This is a genomic window from Yeosuana sp. (assembly GCF_057126245.1).
This window is the reverse complement of sequence record NZ_DBNGMQ010000106.1, coordinates 14979-39227: the sequence shown is the minus strand read 5'-3', so window position 1 is coordinate 39227 and position 24249 is coordinate 14979. Positions and strand designations below refer to the sequence as shown.

19 protein-coding genes are annotated in these 24249 nt (G+C 31.6%); 7 read left to right on the top strand and 12 right to left on the bottom strand.

The genetic code is table 11. The features are described from left to right. From AC15TD_RS14275 to AC15TD_RS14265, 3 genes are all read right to left on the bottom strand, one after another. A partial coding sequence (locus AC15TD_RS14275) for a DUF6909 family protein (RefSeq protein ID WP_484452814.1) occupies positions 1-1619 on the bottom strand: 1619 nt, incomplete at its 3' end. A gap of 29 nt (positions 1620-1648) precedes the next feature. Next, positions 1649-3151 (bottom strand): GH3 auxin-responsive promoter family protein, encoded by a 1503-nt coding sequence (locus AC15TD_RS14270; protein WP_484452813.1) that lies wholly within the window; start codon positions 3149-3151, stop codon positions 1649-1651. Next, entirely contained in the window at positions 3151-4020 is an 870-nt protein-coding gene (locus AC15TD_RS14265) for a M23 family metallopeptidase (RefSeq protein ID WP_484452812.1), read from the bottom strand. Before AC15TD_RS14265 ends, AC15TD_RS14270 begins: the two co-directional genes overlap by 1 nt. A gap of 117 nt (positions 4021-4137) precedes the next feature. Here AC15TD_RS14265 and AC15TD_RS14260 point away from each other — a divergent pair, with 117 nt between their 5' ends. Beyond that, complete coding sequence (locus tag AC15TD_RS14260) at positions 4138-4320, top strand: Sec-independent protein translocase subunit TatA/TatB (protein ID WP_484452811.1); 183 nt, start codon at positions 4138-4140, stop codon at positions 4318-4320. Positions 4321-4383: 63 nt separating this feature from the next. Here AC15TD_RS14260 and AC15TD_RS14255 read toward each other — a convergent pair whose 3' ends face one another. The 3 genes from AC15TD_RS14255 to AC15TD_RS14245 all read right to left on the bottom strand — a co-directional run bounded on the left by AC15TD_RS14255 (position 4384) and on the right by AC15TD_RS14245 (position 8214). Next, entirely contained in the window at positions 4384-5361 is a 978-nt protein-coding gene (locus tag AC15TD_RS14255) for a DUF4837 family protein (RefSeq protein ID WP_484452810.1), read from the bottom strand. Positions 5362-5385: 24 nt separating this feature from the next. Beyond that, a complete protein-coding gene (locus AC15TD_RS14250; RefSeq protein WP_484452809.1) occupies positions 5386-6948 on the bottom strand; it encodes a lytic transglycosylase domain-containing protein in 1563 nt (520 codons plus the stop codon). A 78-nt stretch (positions 6949-7026) separates the two neighbouring features. After that, on the bottom strand, positions 7027-8214 hold the full coding sequence (locus AC15TD_RS14245) for a phosphoglycerate kinase (RefSeq protein WP_484452808.1): 1188 nt from the start codon (positions 8212-8214) through the stop codon (positions 7027-7029). Positions 8215-8498: 284 nt separating this feature from the next. Between AC15TD_RS14245 and AC15TD_RS14240 the strand changes: the two genes are divergently transcribed. Together AC15TD_RS14240 and AC15TD_RS14235 are read left to right on the top strand one after the other, a co-directional pair. Beyond that, positions 8499-9653, top strand: a complete 1155-nt coding sequence (locus tag AC15TD_RS14240) for a DNA polymerase III subunit (RefSeq protein ID WP_484452807.1) — start codon at positions 8499-8501, stop codon at positions 9651-9653. After that, on the top strand, positions 9653-10603 hold the full coding sequence (locus AC15TD_RS14235) for a diacylglycerol/lipid kinase family protein (RefSeq protein ID WP_484452806.1): 951 nt from the start codon (positions 9653-9655) through the stop codon (positions 10601-10603). The genes AC15TD_RS14240 and AC15TD_RS14235 overlap by 1 nt, the downstream gene beginning before the upstream one ends. Positions 10604-10635: 32 nt before the next feature. On the opposite strand, the gene AC15TD_RS14230 is transcribed toward AC15TD_RS14235, so the two are convergent. The 5 genes from AC15TD_RS14230 to AC15TD_RS14210 form a co-directional block, all read right to left on the bottom strand. Further along, entirely contained in the window at positions 10636-11151 is a 516-nt protein-coding gene (locus AC15TD_RS14230; protein WP_484452805.1) for an OmpH/Skp family outer membrane protein, read from the bottom strand. 228 nt (positions 11152-11379) lie between these two features. After that, a complete protein-coding gene (locus AC15TD_RS14225; RefSeq protein ID WP_484452804.1) occupies positions 11380-12240 on the bottom strand; it encodes a class I SAM-dependent methyltransferase in 861 nt (286 codons plus the stop codon). Between the two features lie 65 nt (positions 12241-12305). After that, a complete protein-coding gene (gene mnmG / locus AC15TD_RS14220) occupies positions 12306-14177 on the bottom strand; it encodes a tRNA uridine-5-carboxymethylaminomethyl(34) synthesis enzyme MnmG (RefSeq protein ID WP_484452803.1) in 1872 nt (623 codons plus the stop codon). 112 nt (positions 14178-14289) lie between these two features. Next, positions 14290-14700 (bottom strand): rRNA maturation RNase YbeY, encoded by a 411-nt coding sequence (ybeY, locus tag AC15TD_RS14215; protein ID WP_484452802.1) that lies wholly within the window; start codon positions 14698-14700, stop codon positions 14290-14292. Next, positions 14693-18043, bottom strand: a complete 3351-nt coding sequence (locus tag AC15TD_RS14210) for a hypothetical protein (RefSeq protein ID WP_484452801.1) — start codon at positions 18041-18043, stop codon at positions 14693-14695. The genes ybeY and AC15TD_RS14210 overlap by 8 nt, the downstream gene beginning before the upstream one ends. Positions 18044-18184: 141 nt before the next feature. On the opposite strand from AC15TD_RS14210, the gene AC15TD_RS14205 reads away from it, so the two are divergent. The 4 genes from AC15TD_RS14205 (at position 18185) to AC15TD_RS14190 (ending at position 22981) form a co-directional block, all read left to right on the top strand. Continuing rightward, complete coding sequence (locus tag AC15TD_RS14205; protein WP_484452800.1) at positions 18185-19228, top strand: alkane 1-monooxygenase; 1044 nt, start codon at positions 18185-18187, stop codon at positions 19226-19228. A 145-nt stretch (positions 19229-19373) separates the two neighbouring features. Then, positions 19374-20903 (top strand): glutamate--tRNA ligase, encoded by a 1530-nt coding sequence (gltX, locus tag AC15TD_RS14200; protein ID WP_484452799.1) that lies wholly within the window; start codon positions 19374-19376, stop codon positions 20901-20903. A gap of 16 nt (positions 20904-20919) precedes the next feature. Continuing rightward, entirely contained in the window at positions 20920-21867 is a 948-nt protein-coding gene (locus tag AC15TD_RS14195; RefSeq protein ID WP_484452798.1) for an SGNH/GDSL hydrolase family protein, read from the top strand. A gap of 187 nt (positions 21868-22054) precedes the next feature. After that, positions 22055-22981 carry an SPFH domain-containing protein gene (locus tag AC15TD_RS14190; protein WP_484452797.1) on the top strand — a complete coding sequence of 309 codons (927 nt, stop codon included), beginning with the start codon at positions 22055-22057 and terminating at the stop codon, positions 22979-22981. Positions 22982-23663: 682 nt separating this feature from the next. On the opposite strand, the gene AC15TD_RS14185 is transcribed toward AC15TD_RS14190, so the two are convergent. Next, entirely contained in the window at positions 23664-23969 is a 306-nt protein-coding gene (locus tag AC15TD_RS14185) for a hypothetical protein (RefSeq protein WP_484452796.1), read from the bottom strand. Positions 23970-24249 lie beyond the last annotated feature (280 nt).

Sequence of the window (24249 nt, the reverse complement as noted above, 5' to 3'; positions counted from 1 at the left end):
CCTGAAGCTAATGTACTTCCTGTTTTTAACGGATTATCACTAGCGTAATACGCATATCTTACTTTTACATTAGGGCTAATACTTCCTCTTACTTTTGAAGCCGATTGAATGGCCTTTTGGTAATGTGCTCCTTCCATTTCTAATCCAATCACACTCCATGTTGAATTATAAAAGAATTTCAAAATATCTTTATTTTGAAGTGAAGTGCCCAAAACAGTAATCATAGCGCCTTCATATACATTAACGCCTTGTCCATCCAAATCTTGTTTAGATAATTCGTTTTTAAAAGGATAATTATCTGCTGTCCCTTCAAAAATGTGGGCTGACGGTATCATAATATCCCCTTTTTCTCCTTCTAAAATACCAGCTTTACCCATTATAGAGACTGATTCAACATTAAAATAAACTTTCTTTCCTTTATTTGGTTTATAAGGCTTCAATAGCTCGTCTATGGTTTCGTAAGCTTGCTCTCCAAAGGCATAATCCATAACCAATATGACCGGTTTTTCAGATTTTAATAAGGATTCATTCGCTTCAATATCTATCTTAGAAAGATCTATTTTACTGGTATCAAAAATTTGAACGTCAATATTTGTTCCAGACGTGTCCTCAATAAATATCATGCCTTTTTGCAAAGCTTCTTTCTTTACTTTATTACGTAAATCATTATTATTAGTCATACTTAAAGCTTCATACACTTCAAAAATAGACTTTTTTGCTACTAGTGGTTTTAATGCACTTGGTGCAAACAATGAGTTCATCACACTATGCATATTGGCACTAATAATATGAATAGGTCTTTCAGACAAGTTGTTTTTAAATAATACTTCTTTGATATTATCAGCCCAAATTTCACCATGAATATGGTGACCTAGACGTTCTCTTAAAACAGGACTAAATGTTACGGTTCTTTTGTTGTTGTTTATTTGTTCTTCAATGGCTAATTTACCCAGCCAATAAATGATATGTAATAATCGTTCAGGTTGAGATTCAGTCGCAAAATTTTCATAAACTTCTTGAAGCTCATTAAAGGTTCTGCCTAATATATTTGCCATGTGAGTAATGGCAATTTCACGTTCTTGTTGTGTCAGTTTTTTTCTTGATAATACAGCACTCTCAAGCTTTATCCAATCTCTTGTTGTTGATCCAATTTCGTCAATTAAAACACGTTTACTTATTTTATGAGATTCAACAAAAAGAAAGGTTAAATGTGTTAAAATATCATAGATTTCAGACCTGCCGCGCGTAATCTCAATATTCATTTGTTCAGAATCTATTCTATAACAATTACGACGACGCTTTTCTGGAATGATTGGTTTAAAATGTGAATTTGAATAGCCTTCATCACTAGTTAAGTTTATAAAGGTGCATTCTTCAATGCCTTGTGGTAGCCTTTCAATAACATAAAGTAATCCACTTAATTCGGCTTTTTCATCTCCTATTGAACCATAAATTTCAGGACGTAAAAGCAATAAGGAATTTCGTAATGTTTCACCCGAAACACCCATTGGTTTATAAAACCCTCTATTAAACAAATGACGCATAGTGATGTACATGCGCTCAATAGCATTTGTGCTTTCTTGAGCCCTTGTTCTTTCGTGCTTCTTTTTGTCTTTCATGGGTCCTTTTTAATGGAGCAAATATACTATTATTTAAGCAAATTTAATTGAGGGAAAACGGCAACAATTTTTCGGTCATTTGATAAACGAGGTATTTTGTTTTGCCCTCCTAATTTTCCAACAGACTTCATATACTCTTGAAAACCATCTTTTTTAATTTTCGTTATTTTAAGTGGCTGCAACACTTTGCCCTTAATTAAATCAAGATAGTAACTGTTTTGCTTTTGTAATGACGCATCTAATTTTATAGCTAAATCGGAAAGGTTTTCGGGTTCATTTTCGAATTCAACAAACCACTCATGATACGGTAATCCTTCTTTAGGTGTTATTTGTGGTGCCACCGTAAATTCCGTTACCCTTACAGATGTATTATTCGTTGCATCCTGCATGGCCTGCTCAACTTCCTTACCAATAACATGTTCGCCAAAGGCTGAAATAAAATGTTTGATTCTACCAGACACAATAAGCCTGTAGGGTTTTAATGAAGTAAACTCTACGGTATCGCCTATGTTATAAGCCCAAAGGCCGGCATTGGTAGAAATAATCATCACGTAATTAACGCCTAATTCAACATCTTTAATAGTGAGTCGTTTATGGTTTTCATTAAAAAATTCGTCAGCCTTAATAAACTCATAAAAAATCCCTGAATTAAGTAGAAGTAACATGCCTTTTTTATCCTGCTTATCTTGAAATGCAAAAAATCCTTCACTTGCAGGATACAATTCAATACTATCAACTTTTCGCCCTATTAAATTCTCAAATTTAGCTCTGTAGGGTTCATAATTGACGCCTCCAAAAATAAACAGGTTGAAATTTTTAAAAATATCGCCTACTTTTTTCCCTGTCTTTTGTTGAAGTTTCTCAAAATACATTTGTACCCAAGATGGAATTCCAGATATAATGGTCATATTCTCAGGTAAGGTTTCTTCAACAATAGCATCTACTTTTGTTTCCCAATCTTCTATACAATTAGTTTCGTAAGACGGCATTCTATTTTTTTGAAGATATTTTGGTATATAATGAGCTACAATACCAGATAGTCTGCCTAATTGAATCCCATTTTCTTCTTTTAAAATAGGACTGCCTTGTAAAAAGATCATTTTGCCATCGACAAATTCACTTTTACCCGTTTCATAAATATATAAAAGAATCGCATTTCTGGCCGCCTCAATATGATAAGGCATACTCTCCTTAGTGATTGGAATGTATTTTGAACCTGATGTGGTACCGGATGTTTTTGCAAAATAGATGGGTTTACCTTTCCAAAGAATATCTGCTTCACCAGCAACCACTTTTTCAATATATGGTTTTAAACCTTCGTAATCTCTTACAGGCACTCTTTTAATAAAATCAGTATATGAATTTATACTTTTAAAATCATGATCGCTACCAAATTTGGTGTCTAAGGCTTTTCTAATTAAAGCATTAAATACTTTTTGTTGTGTTTCTATTGGGTTGTTAGCCCATTTTTGTGTGCGATTAAAAATTAATTTTGCAAAGGGCTTTGCTAAAGCAGATTTTATTGAATACATTATTTAAAATCTATAAAATTAGTTGGATTAATAGGGTATCCATCATTCCAAAGTTCAAAATGTAAATGAGGACCAGTAGAAAGTTCTCCTGAAGTTCCTGCCGTAGCAATCACCTCGCCTGCCTTCACTAAATCTCCTTGAGACTTGGTTAATGAGGCATTATGTTTATACACAGATATTAAACCATAACTGTGCTCTAAAATAATAACGTAACCTGTAGTTGGTGTCCATTCTGAAAAAACGACTACACCATCTGCTGTGGCCTTAACGGGAGAGTCTTTAGCAACTACAATATCAATAGCATAATGCTTTTCTTTTAAATTATAAGGTTCGCTTATAGATCCGTTTACAGGCGGAAATAATACAAAATTAGTTGAAGATGTAGCTGATTCAAACAAATTATATTTATCTTCCTTATCTACTTTTTGACGTAAAAGAGAATCTTCTAACGTTGGGCTTAAATCAACTTCGCTTGCCTCTAACTTAACAGCGTCTATTATAGAGTCTCTGTTAAAATCAAGCGCACTTGTTTCACCTTGGAGTACTTTTTTTATTGAGCTATAATACCTTTCATTCATAATAAGAACTTGCTGCAATGAATCGGTTTTATAATTAAGTTCTGTTGCCCGTTTTTTTAATGCAGTCGAGGAATATCCAGGAATATACTCTCTTAATGGAGTGAAAGCAATTAAAACGGATGTAAGCGCTATTAAAATAATAGTAGATACCGACACCAACACAAATACATTTAGTCTTGTTAATTTAAATGATATACGCTCTTCAAAGGTTTCTTCGTTAAGCACGACTAAACGATACTTAACAAGTAATTTACGAGTTATCTTGGAAGGTTTCTTTTTTTTTTTGCTCATCTTAAAAACAAAATTAAATAAAATAATCGCACAAGTTGTTTGCTTTATGCTAAAGTTACGCTTAAAACGAAATTATTAAACTTTAATTATTAACTTTGTTTTTTAAATAAATATGTTATGAGTTTATATATGTTACCATTAGTAATAGGAGCGCCTCAAATTATTTTAATAGTTGTTGTCGTTTTGTTGTTGTTTGGAGGAAAAAAAATACCCGAATTAATGCGTGGTCTTGGTAGCGGCATTAAAGAATTTAAAGATGCCAGTAAAGAGGACGAAAAAAAAGATGATAAAAAAGAATAATTAATTTCTTTTATTAAAAAAGCCAACACAATGTGTTGGCTTTTTTAATTTTTAAATGTCTACTTATTTAATCTTCACTGATTGAATGATGGCCTCAAGTTCAAACATATAGTCTCTTTTTTCTACAGATGGTGCAAAAACAAAACCTTCAATAACTAACCATCTATTATTTGCTTTGTCTTCTACAGCATAATTAACAAATGGTCCAGACATAAATGCATTTTTAACATCCCAAAGTCCTTTTGTTTCTAACGTAGGTTTATTATCTAACGTTCCTTCAAAATGAAAAGGCGTATACGCGTTTTCCGTAATCATATAGGTGCCATCTAATGGTCCTGGAATATATTTTTCTCCAATAGAATCTCTTATTTTAATAATAGTGTTTACAACACTATCGTTACGCTTAATATCGTCATATGGCAATGGATAAAGCATTAAATTCATTGAACCCGTCTTAATATCTTTTCTTATCCAGAAAAACGAATTGTCCTGTTTCGCTATTCTGTAAGCGGACGGAAACGCAATGCTCACACCTAATAAATCTTCTATAGTTTGATCTTTGTGAACTGATAAATTGATTCGTCTTTGTTTTTCTTTAAGCTCTTCCTCTTTAAAAGCCTCAATTATTTTTGGTGTATTTAATGTGATTTCATTAATTATGGCTTCTTTAGTTGGGCCAGAAATTAAAACCACACATTGCGGTTTCGCGTATACATTTTCTAAAACCGAAAAGGTTGTTTTATCGTTTTGTTCAATTTTTAAAACCGTTCTGTTTTTAGTGACGAATCCAGAGAAAACAGATGGTGGAATTTGATTCATACTAAACATAGGTTCATCTTGTGGCAAACCAACGACCACTGTTGCCAAAGCACTTCTAATAGCTTCACCAACAGAGCCTACCCACATGTTATTATCAACAACTACCGATATGCTATTGAGATTTCCAGAAGACTCAGTAAGTATTCTTTTGTTTTTAGTTTTTTCGTCGCCACATGAGAGAACAAACAGTGATACTAAGGTGATTAAAAAAGCTTTTTTCATAATTGATTAACATTAAAAAGGAATTTAACCTTTAGATATTTTGAGTTTCATTCCTGGTTTTAAATGATTACTACTAATATCATTCCAATCTTTAATATTTTGAACAGAAACTCCAGAAAATTTTTGAGAAATACTCCATAAGGAATCTCCTTGCTGAACGGTATAGTAAGTAAAGCTTCCTGGTGTTAGACTTTCAGTAGGTTTTGAAGTACTGGCTGTTTTAGTTGAAGTACTTTGAATATAAGGTTTTCTTGGGTAAATGGTGAGGCGCTGACCAATACTAATATTGTTGCTTCTTAAACCATTCCATTGTTTTATCTGACTCACACGAACCCCGTAAATTCTCGCTATTCTTCCCAGATAATCACCAGACTTTACACGATACCTCACTCTGCTTTCTGCTTCAAAAAATTGTGGTAGAGGCTTTTCTCGTTTATCAAACTCTGTTTTAGCAAAGGCGTAAATTTTTTCCTCGTTATTAACAAATGGGCCGATAACATTTCTAGGTAAGCGCAACGTATAATTTTCATCTTTCACATAAGGAATGATGTCGAGCTTATAGGCCGGGTTTAAAAACTGTAGCTCTTCAATAGCCACGCCTGTCACTTCTGAAACCTGATCCAACGTAATCATTTGTTTAACCCTTACGGTATCTGTCTCTTTATAAACAAACTCTGGTTTAGCTTTGAGAAAATCATGTTCTTCAGCATATTCAAAAATATACATAGTTGCCAAAAATACTGGTAAATATCCTGCTGTTTCTCTTGGTAAATTATGTCTTATATTCCAATAATTTTGATAACCTCCAGAACGTCTAATAGCTTTTGAAACATTGCCTGGTCCTGAATTATAAGCCGCTAATGCCAAATCCCAATCCCCAAAAATTTCATATAATTTTGATAAATATTTCGTGGCAGCTTCTGTTGATTTTATAGGATCACTTCGTTCATCGACATAACTACTTACATCTAATCCATACATTTTGCCAGTGCTATACATAAATTGCCATAAACCAGTAGCGCCAACTCTCGATTTTGCCCTGGGTTTTAATGCTGATTCAACGATGGCCAGGTATTTTATTTCTAAGGGAATATCATGACTATCTAATTCGCGCTCAAACATTGGAAAATAATATGCACTCAAAGCCATGAGTCTTTGTAAAGACTGCCTTCTGTTTTTTAAATAAGACTTAATTACACTTTCTAAACCAGGATTATATTCAACATTAAAAGGTGTTCTTGCATCTAGCGCTTTTAATCTTGCTTTTAAAGTGTCTGTTGATAATTCTGGGTAATCAATTTCTTTAAAAGTTAACTCTGAAATTGATTTGTATATGGTATCGAATAAATCATTACCGAATAATTCTTCCAGCCATTTTTCGTCAATAACTGCTGCCTTATCGTTATCTAAAAAGCTTAAGGCAGAAATACTATCTACCTCAGCTTTAATAATTTTACTTAGTGTTTCAGGACCGTCTATTAAAGAATCTATGACTTCTGTTTTGTGCAAAACAAGAGAATCCTTGGTTTGTGAAAAACATAAACCGATGTTTACTATAAAAACTAATATAAAAATACGAAATGCCATGTAGTGAGTTTATTAATTACTGAACGATGGTAATGCGAAAATCGTATTTTTTAGTTTAAATATAAAACTTTAATCATTTTATTCTAAAATAGCAGCAATACCCGGTAAAGTTTTACCTTCTAAACTTTCCAACATAGCACCACCACCAGTACTCACGTAGCTTACTTTATCTTCAAATCCAAATTGTTTTACTGCTGCAACAGAATCGCCACCACCTACTAAAGAAAACGCACCATTTTTAGTGGCTTCGGCAATAGAATTTCCTAATTCAATAGTGCCTTTTGCAAATTTATCCATTTCAAAAACACCTAATGGTCCATTCCAAAGTATGGTTTTAGATTGCATAACGACATCATGAAACATGGCAATAGATTTTGGTCCGGCATCAACACCTTCCCAACCATCAGGAATATTATTAATATCAACTATTTGTGTATTTGCATCATTACTAAACGCATCAGCAGCAACCACATCTACAGGAATATGTACTTGTACATTTTTTGCTTTGGCTTGTTTTAAAATTTCTAAAGCCAATTCTTGTTTATCGTCTTCACAAATAGAGTTTCCAATTTTACCGCCTTGTGCTTTAACAAAAGTAAACGACATACCACCCCCAATAATTAAGTGGTCTACTTTATCAAGAATGTTTTCTATAATTGTAATCTTTGATGATACTTTTGCACCACCAAGTACTGCTAGTACCGGCTTTTCTCCTGTTTTCATCACTTTTTCAATACTTTTAATTTCTTGCGCTAATAAATATCCAAAACATTTTTTTTCTGGAAAAAATTGTGCGATAATAGTAGTAGAAGCATGCGCTCTGTGAGCTGTACCAAAAGCATCATTTACATAAATATCACCCAACTTAGAAAGTTGTTTAGAAAAATCAAGATCTCCAGCTGTTTCTTCTTTATGGAAACGTAAATTTTCAAGTAATAAAATTTCACCTGGTTGTAAGTTAGCCGCCGCTTCTTCTGCCTTTTTACCAACACACGCATCCACAAATTTAACTTCAACACCTAAAATATCTTTAACTTCACCTACAATATGTCTTAATGAAAACTCATCTTGGACACCTTTTGGCCGACCTAAATGCGACATTAAAATACAGCTTCCGCCATCTTCTAATATTTTTATTATAGTTGGTTTAGCAGATACAATTCTTGTGGCGTCAGTCACCTCAAACTTTTCGTTTAAAGGCACGTTAAAGTCAACTCTTATTAGAGCTTTTTTATTTTCAAAATTAAAATCGTTAAGCGTTTTCATGTGTTTGTTTTATTTTTTATCCTTAAGAAATAAATAGATTTATCACCTTTTATTCTGTTAAACAATATTTTAGATTACTATTTGGTTCACAAATGTAACTAATTAAGAACAGCTAAAAAATGTCTTTTTTAACGAAAACGATTGAAGTGATAAAGAATAATAAAAAAATTATATTCCTCTTTAAAATATCATGGTTAAATATTTGTCGTAGCGAGGTGATAGTAAAAATTATTTGGTATTTTTTTTTAAAGAACAAAATGAAAAAAATTATGTAGGTTTGCTCTATGCTTTTTGAGGATATATTAGGACAAGAATACATAAAAAAACATCTTACACAAAGTGTAGATAATAGTAGAATACCTCATGCCCAATTATTTGTGGGTCCTGAAGGAAGTGGAACACTTCCAATGGCTATTGCCTACGCTCAATATATTTTATGTATAAATACCCAAGGTGAAAACAATACTGGCAACCAAACGTGTAATTTAAAATTCAATAATTTCTCTCATCCAGATTTACATTTTGCTTTTCCTGTAACAACTAGCGATAAAGTAAAAAGTCATCCTGTCTCAGGCCATTACATGGAAGAATGGAGACGCCTATTAAAAGAGCAACCTTATGGCAATTTATTTGATTGGTATAAGCAGCTTGGCGTTGATAATAAGCAGGGGCAAATAGGTGTAGACGAAGCCCTCGAAATTGTAAAATCGTTATCCTTAAAATCTTATGAAGGCGGTTATAAAGTCATGCTTATCTGGATGGCTGAAAAAATGAATAAAGCTTGTGCAAATAAGCTCTTAAAACTTATTGAAGAGCCTCCAAATAAAACCATTTTTATTTTAATTGCTGAAGATGAAGAACAAATTATAAATACGATTAAATCACGTTGTCAAATATTGCACTTTCCTCCATTACCAGAAAATATCGTTAAACAAGGGCTAATTAAAAACTATGATGTTGAAGATGTCGTTGCTACTAAAATTGCACATCAGTCAGGTGGGAATTTTAATAAAGCTTGCGACCTTATCTATCATGATTCTGAAGATTTACAATTTGAAGAATGGTTTGTTTTCTGGATCCGAAGTGCTTTTAAAGCTAAAGGCAATAAAGCGGCTATTCACGACTTGATTAATTGGAGCGAAGACATTGCGAAAACAGGTAGAGAAACCCAAAAACAATTTCTTTTGTTTTGTTTAAATTTTTTCAGACAAGCCTTGTTGTTAAATTATAATGCGTCTAATTTGGTATATCTTCAACCAAAAACTGATAATTTTAAATTAGAAAAATTTGCACCCTTTATTCATAATTCAAATATAATGGAGATTAGTGAGGAATTACAAAGTGCCGTTTATCATATTGAAAGGAATGGAAATTCAAAAATTATCTTAACCGATTTATCTATTAAGCTTACACGATTACTTCATAAAAAATCTGCTTAATGTCTGCGCTTTTAAACAAATGGGTGGTTATTCTTAATCCGACATCTGGCAATGGGAAAAGCATAAAAAAATGGCCTGAAATTAAGAGGCTTTTAGATAGCTATCAATTTGATTATGAATTAGCTTTTACAGAATACCATAAACATAGTGTTACATTAATTAAAGACTCTATTAATAAAGGTATTAGACATGTTATTTGTATCGGTGGTGACGGAACACTTCATAACATAATTAATGGCATTATGTCTCAAAGCATAGTTTCTTCCAAAGATATTTTTGTTGGGATGATTCCTATAGGCACAGGTAACGATTGGGTAAAAACACATCGTATTCCAATGGATTATAAATCAGCCCTTTCTATCATTTTAAAAGGAACAATTGTTCAACAAGATATCGGTAAAATCATGTTTAAAAACCAAACAATATCACCTATTTATTTTAATAATTTGGCCGGTGTTGGTTTCGATGGATATGTGGTCAGTAAAATTAATAAAAAGAAACATTTTGGAACCATAGCATATCTACTTGGAGCCTTGTTGGGTTTATTTTCTTTTAAAAATTTTAGTTCGACAATAATTATAAATAATGAAAAATATTATGGCAAAACATTAATGGTTTTAGTTGGTCTTTGCCAATATTCTGGCGGCGGTATGCAACTTACAAAAACACCTAATCCATTTGATGGTTTTTTTGATGTTAGCATCGCTAAAGACTTCAGTAAAATCGATGTTATTAAAAATCTAGGAAAACTTTTTAATGGACGTATTGTTCATCATAAAAAAGTAGTGTCACTAAAGACAAAATCATTAGAATTAATCATTGACGAAAAAGATAGCCCTTTTATTCAAGCTGATGGCGAATTAATTGGAACTGGTACTATTAATTTGTCTCTAATTCCTAACGCATTTTCTTTCTATTGCAAGCATAAAAAAAGTGCCAACAAATATTGACACTCTTTTATATAATCCTGATTATCAAATCTTTATTTCTTATATTCTTTATTTAAAGCATCTAAAATTATCTCCGTCAGATCATTTTCATCGGTACCATACAATACATTTGAAGCAGCATCACTGGTTCCTAAAATATAGGTATACCCATTAGTTTTACCATAACTCTTTACATAATCTTTTACCTTAACAATAATGGTATCAATCTTTGTTTGAAATTGTTGTTGAAATTGTTGTGCTTCAACTTGTCTTTGTTGATCATTTAATTGCTTTTTCTTACCAAGTTCTTGATACTTTTCTTGAGCTTTATTAGGAGCCATTTTTTGGGCTTGTGATTGAAATTTTTGCACTTCTATTTGAAACGCAGAATCAATACTGTCAAACTTTTTTCTAAAAACTTCTTCTTTCAATTGAAACTTAGCCTCAAGATCTTTTTTTTCTTGATATTCATTAATAACCTTTCCGTTATCAATAAATCCAATTTTAGCTTGTTTTTGGCAAGACATAAAAGTCACCATAACAACTAAAACGTATAAAATATTTTTCATAATTAGGTTTTTAAATACCGAGCAAAAGTAGGAAAGTAAAATAAAATGTAGCGAGTTATTTTATCAGTTTTAACACTATAATAAAATCTTATAGAAAAACATCTCTATAATAATTTTATACTATCAAAAACTAATTCACTATAAGCGTTCTAAAGCTCTTAAATAAAAAAGATAGGGAATTATGACCTTTAGCTTATTATGTCTTCAATATGCTTTTTAAAAACAGTTTTACTTGTTTTTAATACAATAAATAATAGAGGAAAACTCTTTAGAGGTTATTGCTTTTAAATTGGAAACAAAACCAATCCAAAAACCTTTAAGGATATTCATTTTACCTGTTTTGTATTTTTCAGAAAGGAGACTCACATAAAATGCATCAAAAATCATTGGAAGACTTTTTTCCACTTGCAGGTTTTCCAAAGCCACTAATTTTTTAATAGAGGTTTTTGAAAAATGCCAAAGATGTCTTGGTACATCAAACGCTGCCCAGAAATTCTTATAATACTTTGCATCATAACTTTTATAATTGGGAACCGCTATAATTAAAACACCATTAGGTTTTAATAATTTTTTAAACATTGATATCTGCTCTTCAAGATTTGGTAAATGTTCTAACACATGCCAAAGCGTAATAATATTAAAACTTGAAGCTTCAAACTTAGAAAGCTCATCGATATCAAAAACAGCATTGTTTGTTTTTTTATTTGCAATACTCCTAGCCCGTTCATTAGGTTCTATTCCATAAACGTTCCATTGCTTAGTTTTAGCAACTTGTAAAAAATCACCAGTTCCGCAACCAATATCTAAAAGAGATTTTTCATCGTTCGAATAAGAGTTAATAAGACGCAATTTTCTTTTAAGCGCCATTCCTTTTATAAAATGATAGGTCTTTTCAAAAAGGTTTCTTTTTGAATCTGTATGTGAAATGTAATCTTCACTTTTATAATAGTCTGGTAATTTTTCAGCAGAAGGTTTTGGTTTTGTTTCTAAGTAATCAAAACCTTTATTGTGAATTAAATCAAACATTTCACCCGAAACAGAAAAATCTTTTACCGATAAATATGCGTTTTTTAATTGATGCTTTTCCAAAACCAAACAATTTTTTTATAATATATTTAAAACATTAAACCTGTTCCACGTGGAACAGTAAAGATTTATCTTCCCATATAAACCAACAACACCGAAATATCGTTTGGCGAAACACCACTTATTCTTGAAGCTTGAGAGACCGTTGTTGGTTGTATTTTTTTTAGCTTTTCTCGCGCTTCAAAACTCATAGATTTAATCTGGGAATAATCAAAATTAGGTGGAATTTTTACATACTCTAATCTGCTTAACTTATCAGCATTATTCTTTTCTTTAGAAATGTAACCAGAATATTTTACTTGAATTTCGGTTTGTTCAATAACTTCATTATCTAAATTATTCTTTTGAATATACTGTTCAACGGCAGCAAACTTTCTAACATCATCTATAGTAATATTTGGTCTCGAAAATATTTTAAACATCTTATCTGACTGCTTCACTAAAGCTGACCCTTTAGACGCTAAAACGGGATTTGCTTCTTCCGGCTTAACACTTGTATTGCTAAAAAACTGAACAAATTTTTCCGCTTTATTGTGTTTTTGTTCCATTCTTTTTAGTCGCTTTTCCGAAGCCAAACCTAAAGCATATCCTTTTGGAGTCAATCTTAAATCAGCATTATCTTGTCTTAATAAGGTTCTATATTCAGCCCTTGATGTAAACATTCTATAGGGCTCTTCAGTTCCTTTTGTAATCAAATCATCAATTAAGACACCTATATAAGCTTCATCTCTTTTTAACGTAAATGGTTCTTTTTCTTTAACCTTCAAGCTTGCATTAATACCAGCCATTAATCCTTGAGATGCTGCTTCTTCATAACCCGTTGTTCCGTTTATCTGCCCTGCAAAATATAAACCCTCTACAAGTTTCGTTTCTAAGGTATGTCTTAATTGTGTTGGTGGGAAATAATCATATTCAATAGCATAACCGGGTCTGAAAAATTTAACTTTTTCAAAACCGACAACAGATTGTAATGCTTTAAATTGTACATCCTCAGGAAGTGATGTTGAAAATCCATTAACATAAACCTCGCAAGTATTCCAACCTTCAGGCTCAATAAATAATTGATGCCTATCCTTATCTGCAAATCGATTAATCTTATCTTCTATGGACGGACAATATCGCGGACCCACGCTTTTTATTCTTCCATTAAACATAGGCGATCTATCAAATCCTTCTCTTAACAAATCATGCACTTCTGGACTCGTATAAGTCATGTGACAAGATCTTTGATTTGTTAGAGGTTTAGTAATATCTAAATATGAAAATTTCTCAGGATTTAAATCACCAGGTTGTTCTATCATTTTTGTGAAATCTAAAGAACGCCCATCAACTCTTGGCGGTGTTCCTGTTTTCATTCTACCGGAATCAAATCCTAAATTAACTAGTTGTTCCGTAATTCCTGTAGCAGCCTTTTCACCAGCTCTTCCTCCACCAAAATTTTTATCACCTATATGAATTAAACCATTTAAGAAGGTTCCATTGGTTAGCACAACAGATTTTGATTTGATCTCTATACCCAAAGAGGTTTTTACACCAAAAACCATATTGTTTTCTATTAATAAGCCAGAAACCATTTCTTGATAAAAATCCAAATTAGGTGTTCTTTCCAGCATCAATCTCCAATCTTCTGCAAACCGCATTCTATCGCTTTGAACCCTCGGACTCCACATAGCCGGACCCTTAGATTTGTTTAGCATTTTAAATTGTATCGCCGATGTATCACTAACAATACCACTGTACCCCCCAAGCGCATCAATCTCTCTTACAATTTGACCTTTAGCAATCCCGCCCATTGCCGGGTTGCAAGACATCTGAGCAATGTTTTGAAGGTTCATGGTAATAAGCAATGTTTTACTTCCCATATTAGCAGCAGCGGCAGCAGCCTCACTACCTGCATGACCAGCACCAACAACTATAACATCATAAACATCATTAAACATATCGCTATATAAAAAATCTAGTTAACTATTTAAAACCGAAAAGTTCCACGTGGAACAATAATAAGCTCTTCTAAAAAAAAGAGTTTGCAAATATAAAGTATAATTTGAAATATCAAGCCAAACGCTCAAGATAGAAATTTTCTTTTGCTCTCATAACTAAAGCATCTTCCTTGGTTTTATCTTTATAGCCGCAATAGTGCAAAACACCATGAACCATCACTCGGTATAATTCTTGTAAAAAAGAAACCTTGAAATCAATCGCGTTTTCCTTAACGCGATCAACAGATATAAAGATATCTCCCTGTAATATTTTTCCCATACTATAATCAAAGCTAATTATATCGGTTAAGGTGTCATGTTTAAGGAATTCAACATTTAATTTATGCAAATAGACATCATCACAAAAAATATAATTAATATCATCTTCTTTAAAATTCTCTTGACTAATAACATCAGAAATCCAGTTAGAAATTCCTTCCTCATTTTCTAAAGAAAACGACGTTTCATAATTAAAATTAATCATCCTTTTGTTTAAAATAATCTTGTACCTTATCTTTATAAAGTTGCCGTAAAGGTAAGGCGTGTCTATTTAAAATTTCCGTAGTATTGAAATATTCTTTTGCACGTCTATTTAATTGTACATTATTATTATTAAAAATATCATTGTTTGTTTGAGATTCTCTTTTATTATCTTGACCTTGTTGAAAGGTAGCATTCTCTAATTTTAACAGTTGATGCTCTAACTGCATCATCTTCTGCAGTGTCTCATTTGTAAACCCTTTATTTAATAAATCTAATTCTACATCTTCCATTTGTTTTAACAAATTAGAAGCCTTTCCTTTTGTTCCTTCCTTAGATAATTTCTCGTCCAATGCCTGTCTTAATTCTTGTTGCTTTTGATAGATTTCAAATAATTCACCATTCATCATATCGCTATCACTTCCTTCACCGCCTTGCTTGTCTCCATCCTTTCCCTTATCGCCCTTTCCTTTAGTTTCTGGCTTACCTTTTTCACCCTTTTTGAGACCTTCTTCCATCATCTTATTAAGCTCTTCCTGACTCATAATAATATCTTCTAATTGTATATCTAAATCTCCTTTGCCCTTTCCTGGTGATGGGTTTAACTGCTCTTCCATATTATCGAGCACATCACTTAAAAAATTTGATAAATTATTAGCAGCAGTCATTGTAAATTGTTGATTAGAAATTCCCTGTGGTAATTGATTTTCGGCTAACTGCGATAGTGACTTGTCGATATTAAAAAACACCTCTGTGATTTCTTTATTGACTGTTTCTGACAATTTAGGTTGCCTTAAAGAAAGTGCAAACAAACTATCATCAATATGCCTAAAATGTTCTCTTAAGTTGCTTTGATTTCTTAAATAGGCTGCATATTTATTATGGTTAACATCAATAGTCTTAAATTGATTCATAAGTGATTCTTGGTCAAAAGAAAATAACAATAAGTTGTCTAAAATTTGCCTAAGCATCTCAGCATCTTCTTGAAGCCGATCGCCACCGCCCATTTGTATAGATTGTTGCATGCTTTTACTCATCTGCATCATTTTTTTCGCTGCTTTCTTCTGACTCTTTTTCGCGTTCTTTTCGTTTTCGTTATTTTGAAGTTTTTGCTCTTCATTATCTGAAGCCTGATTCTCTTCTTTTTTACCTAATTCTTCCGAGGCCTTTTCCTGATCCGATTTAACCTCATTTTCATCTAACTTATCACGAGAGGCGTCCATTGGTTTTTTTAGAGCTTTATTAGCTTTTTCAAGCTCATCCATCTCTTTAATAAAATCATCAAAATTACTATTTAATTCATCTTGTTTGGCTTTCGTGTTTTTTTCATTTGGCTCATTCGAAAGCTTTTCTTGATCAATAGCTTGTTTAGCTATTTCTTCCTGCAACTTTTCAAGTTTCTTAGCAACATAGAAACGTTTAGTCAATTCAAGTAATTGTTCTAAACTTCTCTTTTTGTTTTTATTTTGTTTCGCAAGCTCTTCAAGTTTTTGTGAAAACTGCTCTTTATTAATTTTATCTTGTAGTTTTTCTATTTCTTCTAATAACCTTTCGTCTTCTTTAAGTTGTTTTTCGTTCTCTTCTAACCTATTTTTTAAATCCTCTTTAAAAACATCATCTTTTTGAGAGTCCTTCTGAAACTCTTGAATATTATCTTTTAACTGTTTATTAAAATTTTTCATCATTTCATCTTGTTGCCTTTGGCGCTTAATAAATGATTCAAATTTTTTCTTATCGTTGAAATTTAATTCTGATTTTTCCTTTTGTGTTTTTGAAAGCTCTTCTAACTGTTTTTCTTGCTCTTCGAACTTATTTAATGATTTATTTAAATCTTTTATAGTTTCACTTTGCTCTTTAAGATTCTTTTGTTCATCTTCCTCATTTGTTCTTTTTCTATAACTAAAAACTTCACTTTTTGTACTTTTAAAATAATGAACAGCATCATTATCAAACACCTGAAAAAATAAGCTATAAGCAACTCCTTCTTCGATATCTAAATTATCAGGAAAAGACATAATAAATTCTGCTATGTTAGATGATGAAATTGGAATTAAATGGGTTTTCTTTTTTGTTTCATTATCTGTAGGATAATAAACTAATTGTAACTTACTCAATCCATAATCATCACTTAATTGTCCATAGAAATATAACGTTTGCAAATCAACACTATCTTTCTCCATTTTCAAATTAAGCTCCGGTGCTTCATCTTTAATTACATCAATATTAAAGGCTAAGTTTTCATACCCCTTTAAGTTACTATTACTGGTACTTAAACTATAATCTATATTGCTAAAAACTTTCTTCGACAATTCAAAATGATTGCTATACTTTTCTTGAAATGACAGGGTGTCTTTAGAAAAAAATAGGACCTCATCTGTAGATTTTGTAATTAAATTCCAAGTGACTTTAGTGCCTTCAGGAATTATAGCATTACCCGTACTCTTTAGAATATCATTAGGTTTTTGAGTATACTCAGGATAATCCAATAACATTTCAAAACTTAATAGCGTTGGTGCTTTAATCACATGAAGATTATATTGTTTTGAACTTATGTCATTAGCTTGTAACGAAAACTGGATGTCCTCCTTAGGTTTAGAAAACTCATATTCAAATTCACCTAATTGTTTTTGTTGTAAAAAGTAAGTTTCGTTATTGTATTGAATTTCAACGCTTTCTGGAATTATTTCACCAGTAATATTAACTTGCAATTTAAAATTAGTGTTTTCAATAGCCGTTAAATTATTATTAATGACATAAAACTGAAAAGGCGCCGGTGGCTCATAAGCAGTTCTGTAATGCACTACTCTTTCAAAACTATCACTAAACAAATTAATGTTTCCTGTTGCAAATGTTAGTAAAATAATACCCAAAGGAATCGCAGCGTATTTTAAATACTTTAAATTCGTTTTAAAATTTATTGCCAATTTAAAAGGAATGGGGCTAAGTTCAGCAGATTTCTGATTGATACTTGCAAGCAACAATTCTGTTTTTTGGGTGTCTTTTTGAAGTTGTAATACATTAAGAAGTTTATCATTCACTTGTGGAAAATGTTTCCCAATAAGCTTTGATGCCTTTTCAAAATTGATGCCGTCTTTAAGCTTTAATAGTTTTGCTATTGGTATCGCTATGAAATTCACAACTAAAGCAATTTCAACACCTACAAACATCCAAAAAAGGATGGTTCTTGAAATAGAATCAAGCCATAAAACAGATTCAATAAAAAGTGTAAATAGAAAGTATAACAAACCAATAGCGAAAAATAAAATAGCACCTTTTATGAGTTCATTAGTATAATATTTTCTAATAAAACCCTCTAATTTTATTTGTATGTTTTTAAATGCTTCCACTATATTTTTAAAGCCTTTTTAATATTTAGAATACCTTAGTATAACATACGAAATTACAATTTTATTTTAAGCTATAATTGACTAAATTTGATATAATTAGTATTTTAAATGCATTACAACTTTAATAAGCGACATTAATAAATGAAAGATTTAAAATATCTAGCCGCCTTAACAATTCCGTTCGTTGCGTTTATTGGTCTTTATTATAAAGATCTATTTTCCTTTTTAACACCTATTTATGCTTTTGTTATCATTCCTGTTTTAGAATTAATTTTCCCTATTGATAATTCAAACGTTACTGACATAGAATCAAAAAACAGACTAAAAAATAAGCTTTTTGATTGGTTACTGTATCTTAATTTACCTATTGTTTACGGACTACTAATATATGCTCTAACTTTGGTAAAATCAACTCAATTAGAAACATATGAGTTTGTTGGATTGATTATTTCTGTTGGAATAGTTCTAGGTGTAAATGGTATTAATGTTGCGCATGAACTTGGTCATAGGCAGACTACCAATGAACGCTTTTTAGGGAAAATTTTATTACTACCATCATTGTATATGCATTTTTATATTGAACATAATCATGGGCATCATTTACATGCAGCAACTAAAGAAGATCCTGCAACCGCACGTTATAATCAAACCGTATACTCCTTTTGGATTACTTCAATTTTCAGGCAATATATGAATGCTTGGAAGATTCAAAAAAAACTTTTAAAAAATAATGAATTACCTTTTTTATCATTAAAGAATGATATGTTATGGTATGTGTGTTTCCAAGCAGCCTATCTATTAATTGTATATTTTATATTTGGTTACTTAGGCATTGTGTTTGCCTTATTTTCTGCAGTTACTGGATTTATATTATTAGAAACGGTAAACTACATTGAGCACTACGGATTACTACGCTTAAAAACGGAATCAGGCAGATACGAACGTGTAAAGAAAATCCATTCATGGAATTCAAACCATGTGATTGGCAGAATAGTTCTTTACGAATTAACAAGACACAGCGACCATCATTATAAAACATCTAAAAAATATCAAATCTTAGATTGTCATGATGAAAGCCCGCAAATGCCTTATGGCTATCCTACCTCAATGGTTTTCGCTATGATGCCTCCTATTTGGTTTAGAGTGATGAACAAACGTGTTCCGCGTGAAATGATTCTTAATTAGAATCCTAGATTTTTGATAGCTTCGCTTTTAAAATAAAAATATTTTATTCGGTTTAGCTCATATGAATTATGGCTATACTTTTTCTTTCGTCTTTTATCTTTTATCTTTTATCATATCAATCTATCTTTGCACCAAAATCAAAAGCATGAGTAACAATGTTCGTGTGCGTTTTGCACCCAGCCCAACAGGACCACTTCATATTGGTGGTGTTCGTACGGCTTTATTCAACTATTTATTTGCAAAAAAACATAATGGTACGTTTATCTTAAGAATTGAAGATACGGACCAAAACAGATATGTTAAAGGTGCAGAACAGTATATTGTTGATGCCTTAAACTGGTGCAATATTCCTTTTGATGAAGGCCCTGGTAAAAATGATACATTTGGTCCTTACAGACAAAGCGAGCGCAAAGAAATTTATGCTAAATATGCTGAAAAACTAATAAGTTCAGGACATGCTTACTATGCGTTTGATACCGCTGAAGAACTAGATTTACAGAGAAATAACTATGAAGTAAAAGGTGAAACTTTTATCTATAATTGGCATAATAGAGCAAGCCTAAATAACTCTATTTCTCTTTCAAAAGAAGAAGTTTCAAAACGCCTCGATACTCGTGATGACTATGTAATTCGTTTCAAAATGCTCAAAACTGAAAACGAAGGTACTCACCAAACTATTTCAACTTCGGATATTGTGCGTGGTCATGTATCATTTAAAACAGAACTTCTTGATGATAAAGTGTTGTTTAAAAGTGATGGGATGCCAACTTATCACCTTGCTAATATTGTAGATGATCATTTAATGGAAATCACCCATGTGATTCGTGGTGAAGAATGGTTACCTTCTCTACCGCTTCATATAGCCTTATACCAGGCATTTGGATGGCATATTCCAGAATTTGCTCATCTCCCGTTAATATTAAAACCAACTGGAAAAGGAAAATTAAGCAAGCGTGATGGTGATAAATTAGGATTTCCCGTATTTCCTTTAGAATGGACAGACCCAAAAACAAATGAACTATCCAGAGGGTATAAAGAAGATGGTTATTTTCCTGAAGCCATGATTAATTTCCTAGCGTTATTAGGATGGAATCCAGGAACAGAACAGGAAATTTTCACTTTAGATGAACTTATTGCATCATTTGATTTAGAAAAAGTAAATAAGTCGGGCGCGCGCTTTGATCCAGATAAAATTAAGTGGTTTAATCACCATTACATGCAAGAACAGACTGATTTCAAATTAGCAGAAACTTTTAAAAATCAAAGAAGCGAATTAAGCCTAATCGATACAGACTTTATCGCCTTAGTTATTGGTTTAATCAAAGAACGTGCTACGTTTGTTAGTGATTTTTGGGAGCTAAGTCATTACTTTTTTATGTCGCCGACAACTTATGATAAAAAAGCTGCAAAAAAAGCTTTTAAGGACGATACGCCTGAACTAATGAAGACACTTATAATCGTCATAGAATCTGTTTCTGAGTTTACTGTAGAAAATCTTCAAACCGATATTAAAGGTTGGATTAAAAGTAATGAAATAAGCTTTGGAAAAGTGATGATGCCACTTCGCCTATCACTTGTTGGTGCTTTACAAGGTCCCGATGTATTTGATATTATGTTTATGATTGGAAAAGCTGAAACTATAAAGCGCTTAAAAACTGCAATAAATACTTTTTAATTTACGGCTTATTATCATGAAAAATTTTTGGGTTATCATTTTTATAATTCTATTAAGTTCCTGTAATAAATCAGATTCAAAACTTTTCCCTCTTCACAATAAAAAGGTTTTAATTCTAGGTAACAGTATTACTCAAAATGGGAGATATGTTGATTTTTTAGAGTACTATTTAAGAAAAAATTATCCTGATAAATCTTTAAATATCATTAGTATTGGATTGTCTAGTGAAACTATTTCGGGAGATTCTGAAGAAGGTCGTGCATTTCCTAGACCTTATCTTTATACACGATTAGATCGAGCTATAAAACTAACAAAACCCGATGTCGTAATAGCATGTTACGGTATGAATGATGGGATTTATTCGAAGAAAGATTCTGTCCGATTTTCTAACTATAAGACGGGAATTTTAAACTTAAAAAATAAAATTGAAACTCATGGAGCAAAGCTCATTTTACTAACGCCAACTCCATTTGATTCAAATTCTGTAAAAGAACGTTTATCAAAGGAAAATGAAATACAGTCTTATAATCACCCCTACTTCAATTACAATCAAGTTTTAAAAGATTATGCAAATTGGCTTATTTCTCTGAAAAATATTAAAGTTATAAATTTACATTCTGCTTTAAGCAAAGAACTTTTTGTTATTAAAAAAAATAATCCAGATAGCACATTTATACCAGATGCGGTGCATCCTAATGACATTGGTCATTTTTATATGGCAAAAAAAGTAATTGCAGATCTATATCCAAAAATTATAATTAAGGATGCTATTTCTGAAATGGAACAACTCGAAAAAGACAGCTTATTTTATTTAATTAAAATTAGGAGGAATACCAGATCAAAAGGCTGGTTAAACCATATTGGTTATAAAAGTGAAAAGATTGTAAAATCAGATAATATTGATTCTACCATATCTAAAGTTAAAATTTTTGATACTAAAATTAATAAACTTCTAAAAAATTAAAATGAAACCCTAAATTCTGAGAAAAACATAAATTGGTTTTAGCATTCAGTATAAATTTTTGTAACAAAACAGATACAAAACGCTACTAATAATAAAAGGGGTTTAAGTTTAATAAGTGTTCCAATAAGCACTCCTTTTTAACATAAATTTTGTACCTTAATAGTTCTAACATTTTTAATATAAAACCATGAGTCAATTATTCTTCCCTGTCATTCTTTTTCTTGGGGTAATCATCCTTATCTCATCATTCTTTATTGTTAAACAACAGACTGCCGCTATTATTGAGCGTTTTGGTAGGTTTTTAAGTATTCGTAAATCTGGTCTTCAATTAAAAATTCCTTTAGTTGATAGAGTTGCCGGACGATTAAGTTTAAAAATTCAACAATTAGATGTCATTGTAGAAACTAAAACATTAGACGATGTATTTGTAAAACTTAAAGTCTCTGTGCAATATAAAGTACTCCCTGAAAAAGTATATGATGCTTTTTATAAGTTGGATTATCCACATGAACAAATTACATCTTACGTGTTTGATGTGGTAAGAGCTGAAGTTCCTAAAATGAAATTGGATGATGTCTTCGTGAAAAAAGACGATATCGCCATTGCGGTAAAAACTGAGTTAAACGATGCCATGATGGAATATGGGTATGATATTATTAGAACCCTAGTTACCGATATTGACCCAGATGCTCAGGTAAAATTAGCAATGAATAGAATTAATGCAGCCGACAGAGAAAAAACAGCGGCTCAGTACGAAGGTGATGCTGCCCGTATTTTAATCGTTGAAAAAGCAAAAGCTGAAGCAGAAAGCAAGCGATTACAAGGTCAAGGTATTGCTGACCAACGTAGAGAAATAGCTCGCGGATTAGAAGAATCAGTTGATGTGTTAAACAGAGTTGGTATTAACTCACAAGAAGCTTCGGCTCTCATTGTGGTCACGCAACATTATGATACATTACAGGCTATTGGTAGTGAAACAAATAGTAACTTAATATTATTACCAAATTCACCACAAGCAGGAAGTAATATGCTAAACGATATGGTCGCAAGTTTTACAGCCAGTAACCAAATTGGAGAAGCTATAAAAAATGCTAAGAAAAAAGAGCAGAAATAACCTGTTTAATTTGGCTTGCACATTACAATTATTAGAATGGCAATTGCCAAAAAAATCAAAAGACAGATTTCAATTTAAGTAAATAATTCTACCGTACTAGTAGCCTTTTTACTCATTGACATCTGTCTTCTACCTTCGGTTTATTGGATTTTAGATAAGTCATCAAAATTTTTATTAATATTTATAATGATATCTTCTTGATTGCTTTTGTCTTTAAAATTTGATGCTACAAAATTTCTTTCAACACTTTTAAGCGATTCAAAATTCCTTTTTAAATTTTTAAAAATAGTATGTTCTTCGCAGGTAAGTTCGGTTAGTTCAAACCTTAAAATGAGATTATTAATTTTGCTGTTAGCTATGTTATTTTATTGATTAAAAAATAGTGTGTCTGATAGCTTGAGAGCAACTTCCATCTTTTTAACCAATTTAAACATATCAAATACTAAATCGCTAGCTATAAGTCTATCTTCATAAATTGTAACAACAGAATCCTTAACTCTTATAAAATTGTTTCTATCAATTAAGTTTGTGGCTAATATTAAAATAAAAACCATGAAAATTCCTAATACCCACTTAATTTTATTATAAAGTTTCATAAGACTTAAATCTATTTATTAATAAAAAAGCTATTAGCCCATGGTTGGCTAATAGCTTTTTTCTTTTATACCTCAATTACCTAAAATTAATTATTGTTTTTGCGCCAAGGTTTATAGTTTTTATATGCCGGTCCTTTTAATTTAGACCTATCTGAACCATAGGTAATTGCAACATATTTTTTATCCGATTTATCTTGCCATGGCTTTTTATTTTTATAGGCTGGGCCTTTTAGCTCCTTTTTATTAGTAACTGTGTAGACTAAAGTGGGCTCACTGATATGCTGGCCAGGTTTATAATTTTTATATGCTGGTCCTTTTAAATCGCTTCTCTTCTGAGCAAAAGCACCTATTGTAAATAAAGATAATAACAGTATTAACATTGTAGTTCTCATAACGCTTATTTTTAAATTTATGTAAAATTAAACACAAACTAACGCCTTCAGAGCTACATGAAATCACCCATTTCATATCCGTATTTATACGGATATATTTAGCTAAATAATCCGATATATATTAATATATTGTTGATTGCTATGGATTTATAAAGACCTTTATAAAATGTCTCCTTGAACTAAGTCGAAAGGTCTATATTCCTTAAATTATCATAAGGTTTAAACGGCACTCAACCTGACACAAGAATTAACGCTCTTAAAACTAATCCAGTTCTGTTTT

Excerpts from the sequence above, each read along its gene's own strand:
- AC15TD_RS14270 (WP_484452813.1), bottom strand. The coding sequence starts at position 3,151 with ATGTATTCAATAAAATCTGCTTTAGCAAAGCCCTTTGCAAAATTAATT.
- AC15TD_RS14265 (WP_484452812.1), bottom strand. The coding sequence starts at position 4,020 with ATGAGCAAAAAAAAAAAGAAACCTTCCAAGATAACTCGTAAATTACTT.
- AC15TD_RS14260 (WP_484452811.1), top strand. The coding sequence starts at position 4,138 with ATGAGTTTATATATGTTACCATTAGTAATAGGAGCGCCTCAAATTATT.
- AC15TD_RS14255 (WP_484452810.1), bottom strand. The coding sequence starts at position 5,361 with ATGAAAAAAGCTTTTTTAATCACCTTAGTATCACTGTTTGTTCTCTCA.
- AC15TD_RS14250 (WP_484452809.1), bottom strand. The coding sequence starts at position 6,948 with ATGGCATTTCGTATTTTTATATTAGTTTTTATAGTAAACATCGGTTTA.
- AC15TD_RS14245 (WP_484452808.1), bottom strand. The coding sequence starts at position 8,214 with ATGAAAACGCTTAACGATTTTAATTTTGAAAATAAAAAAGCTCTAATA.
- AC15TD_RS14240 (WP_484452807.1), top strand. The coding sequence starts at position 8,499 with ATGCTTTTTGAGGATATATTAGGACAAGAATACATAAAAAAACATCTT.
- AC15TD_RS14235 (WP_484452806.1), top strand. The coding sequence starts at position 9,653 with ATGTCTGCGCTTTTAAACAAATGGGTGGTTATTCTTAATCCGACATCT.
- AC15TD_RS14230 (WP_484452805.1), bottom strand. The coding sequence starts at position 11,151 with ATGAAAAATATTTTATACGTTTTAGTTGTTATGGTGACTTTTATGTCT.
- mnmG (WP_484452803.1), bottom strand. The coding sequence starts at position 14,177 with ATGTTTAATGATGTTTATGATGTTATAGTTGTTGGTGCTGGTCATGCA.
- ybeY (WP_484452802.1), bottom strand. The coding sequence starts at position 14,700 with ATGATTAATTTTAATTATGAAACGTCGTTTTCTTTAGAAAATGAGGAA.
- AC15TD_RS14205 (WP_484452800.1), top strand. The coding sequence starts at position 18,185 with ATGAAAGATTTAAAATATCTAGCCGCCTTAACAATTCCGTTCGTTGCG.
- gltX (WP_484452799.1), top strand. The coding sequence starts at position 19,374 with ATGAGTAACAATGTTCGTGTGCGTTTTGCACCCAGCCCAACAGGACCA.
- AC15TD_RS14195 (WP_484452798.1), top strand. The coding sequence starts at position 20,920 with ATGAAAAATTTTTGGGTTATCATTTTTATAATTCTATTAAGTTCCTGT.
- AC15TD_RS14190 (WP_484452797.1), top strand. The coding sequence starts at position 22,055 with ATGAGTCAATTATTCTTCCCTGTCATTCTTTTTCTTGGGGTAATCATC.
- AC15TD_RS14185 (WP_484452796.1), bottom strand. The coding sequence starts at position 23,969 with ATGAGAACTACAATGTTAATACTGTTATTATCTTTATTTACAATAGGT.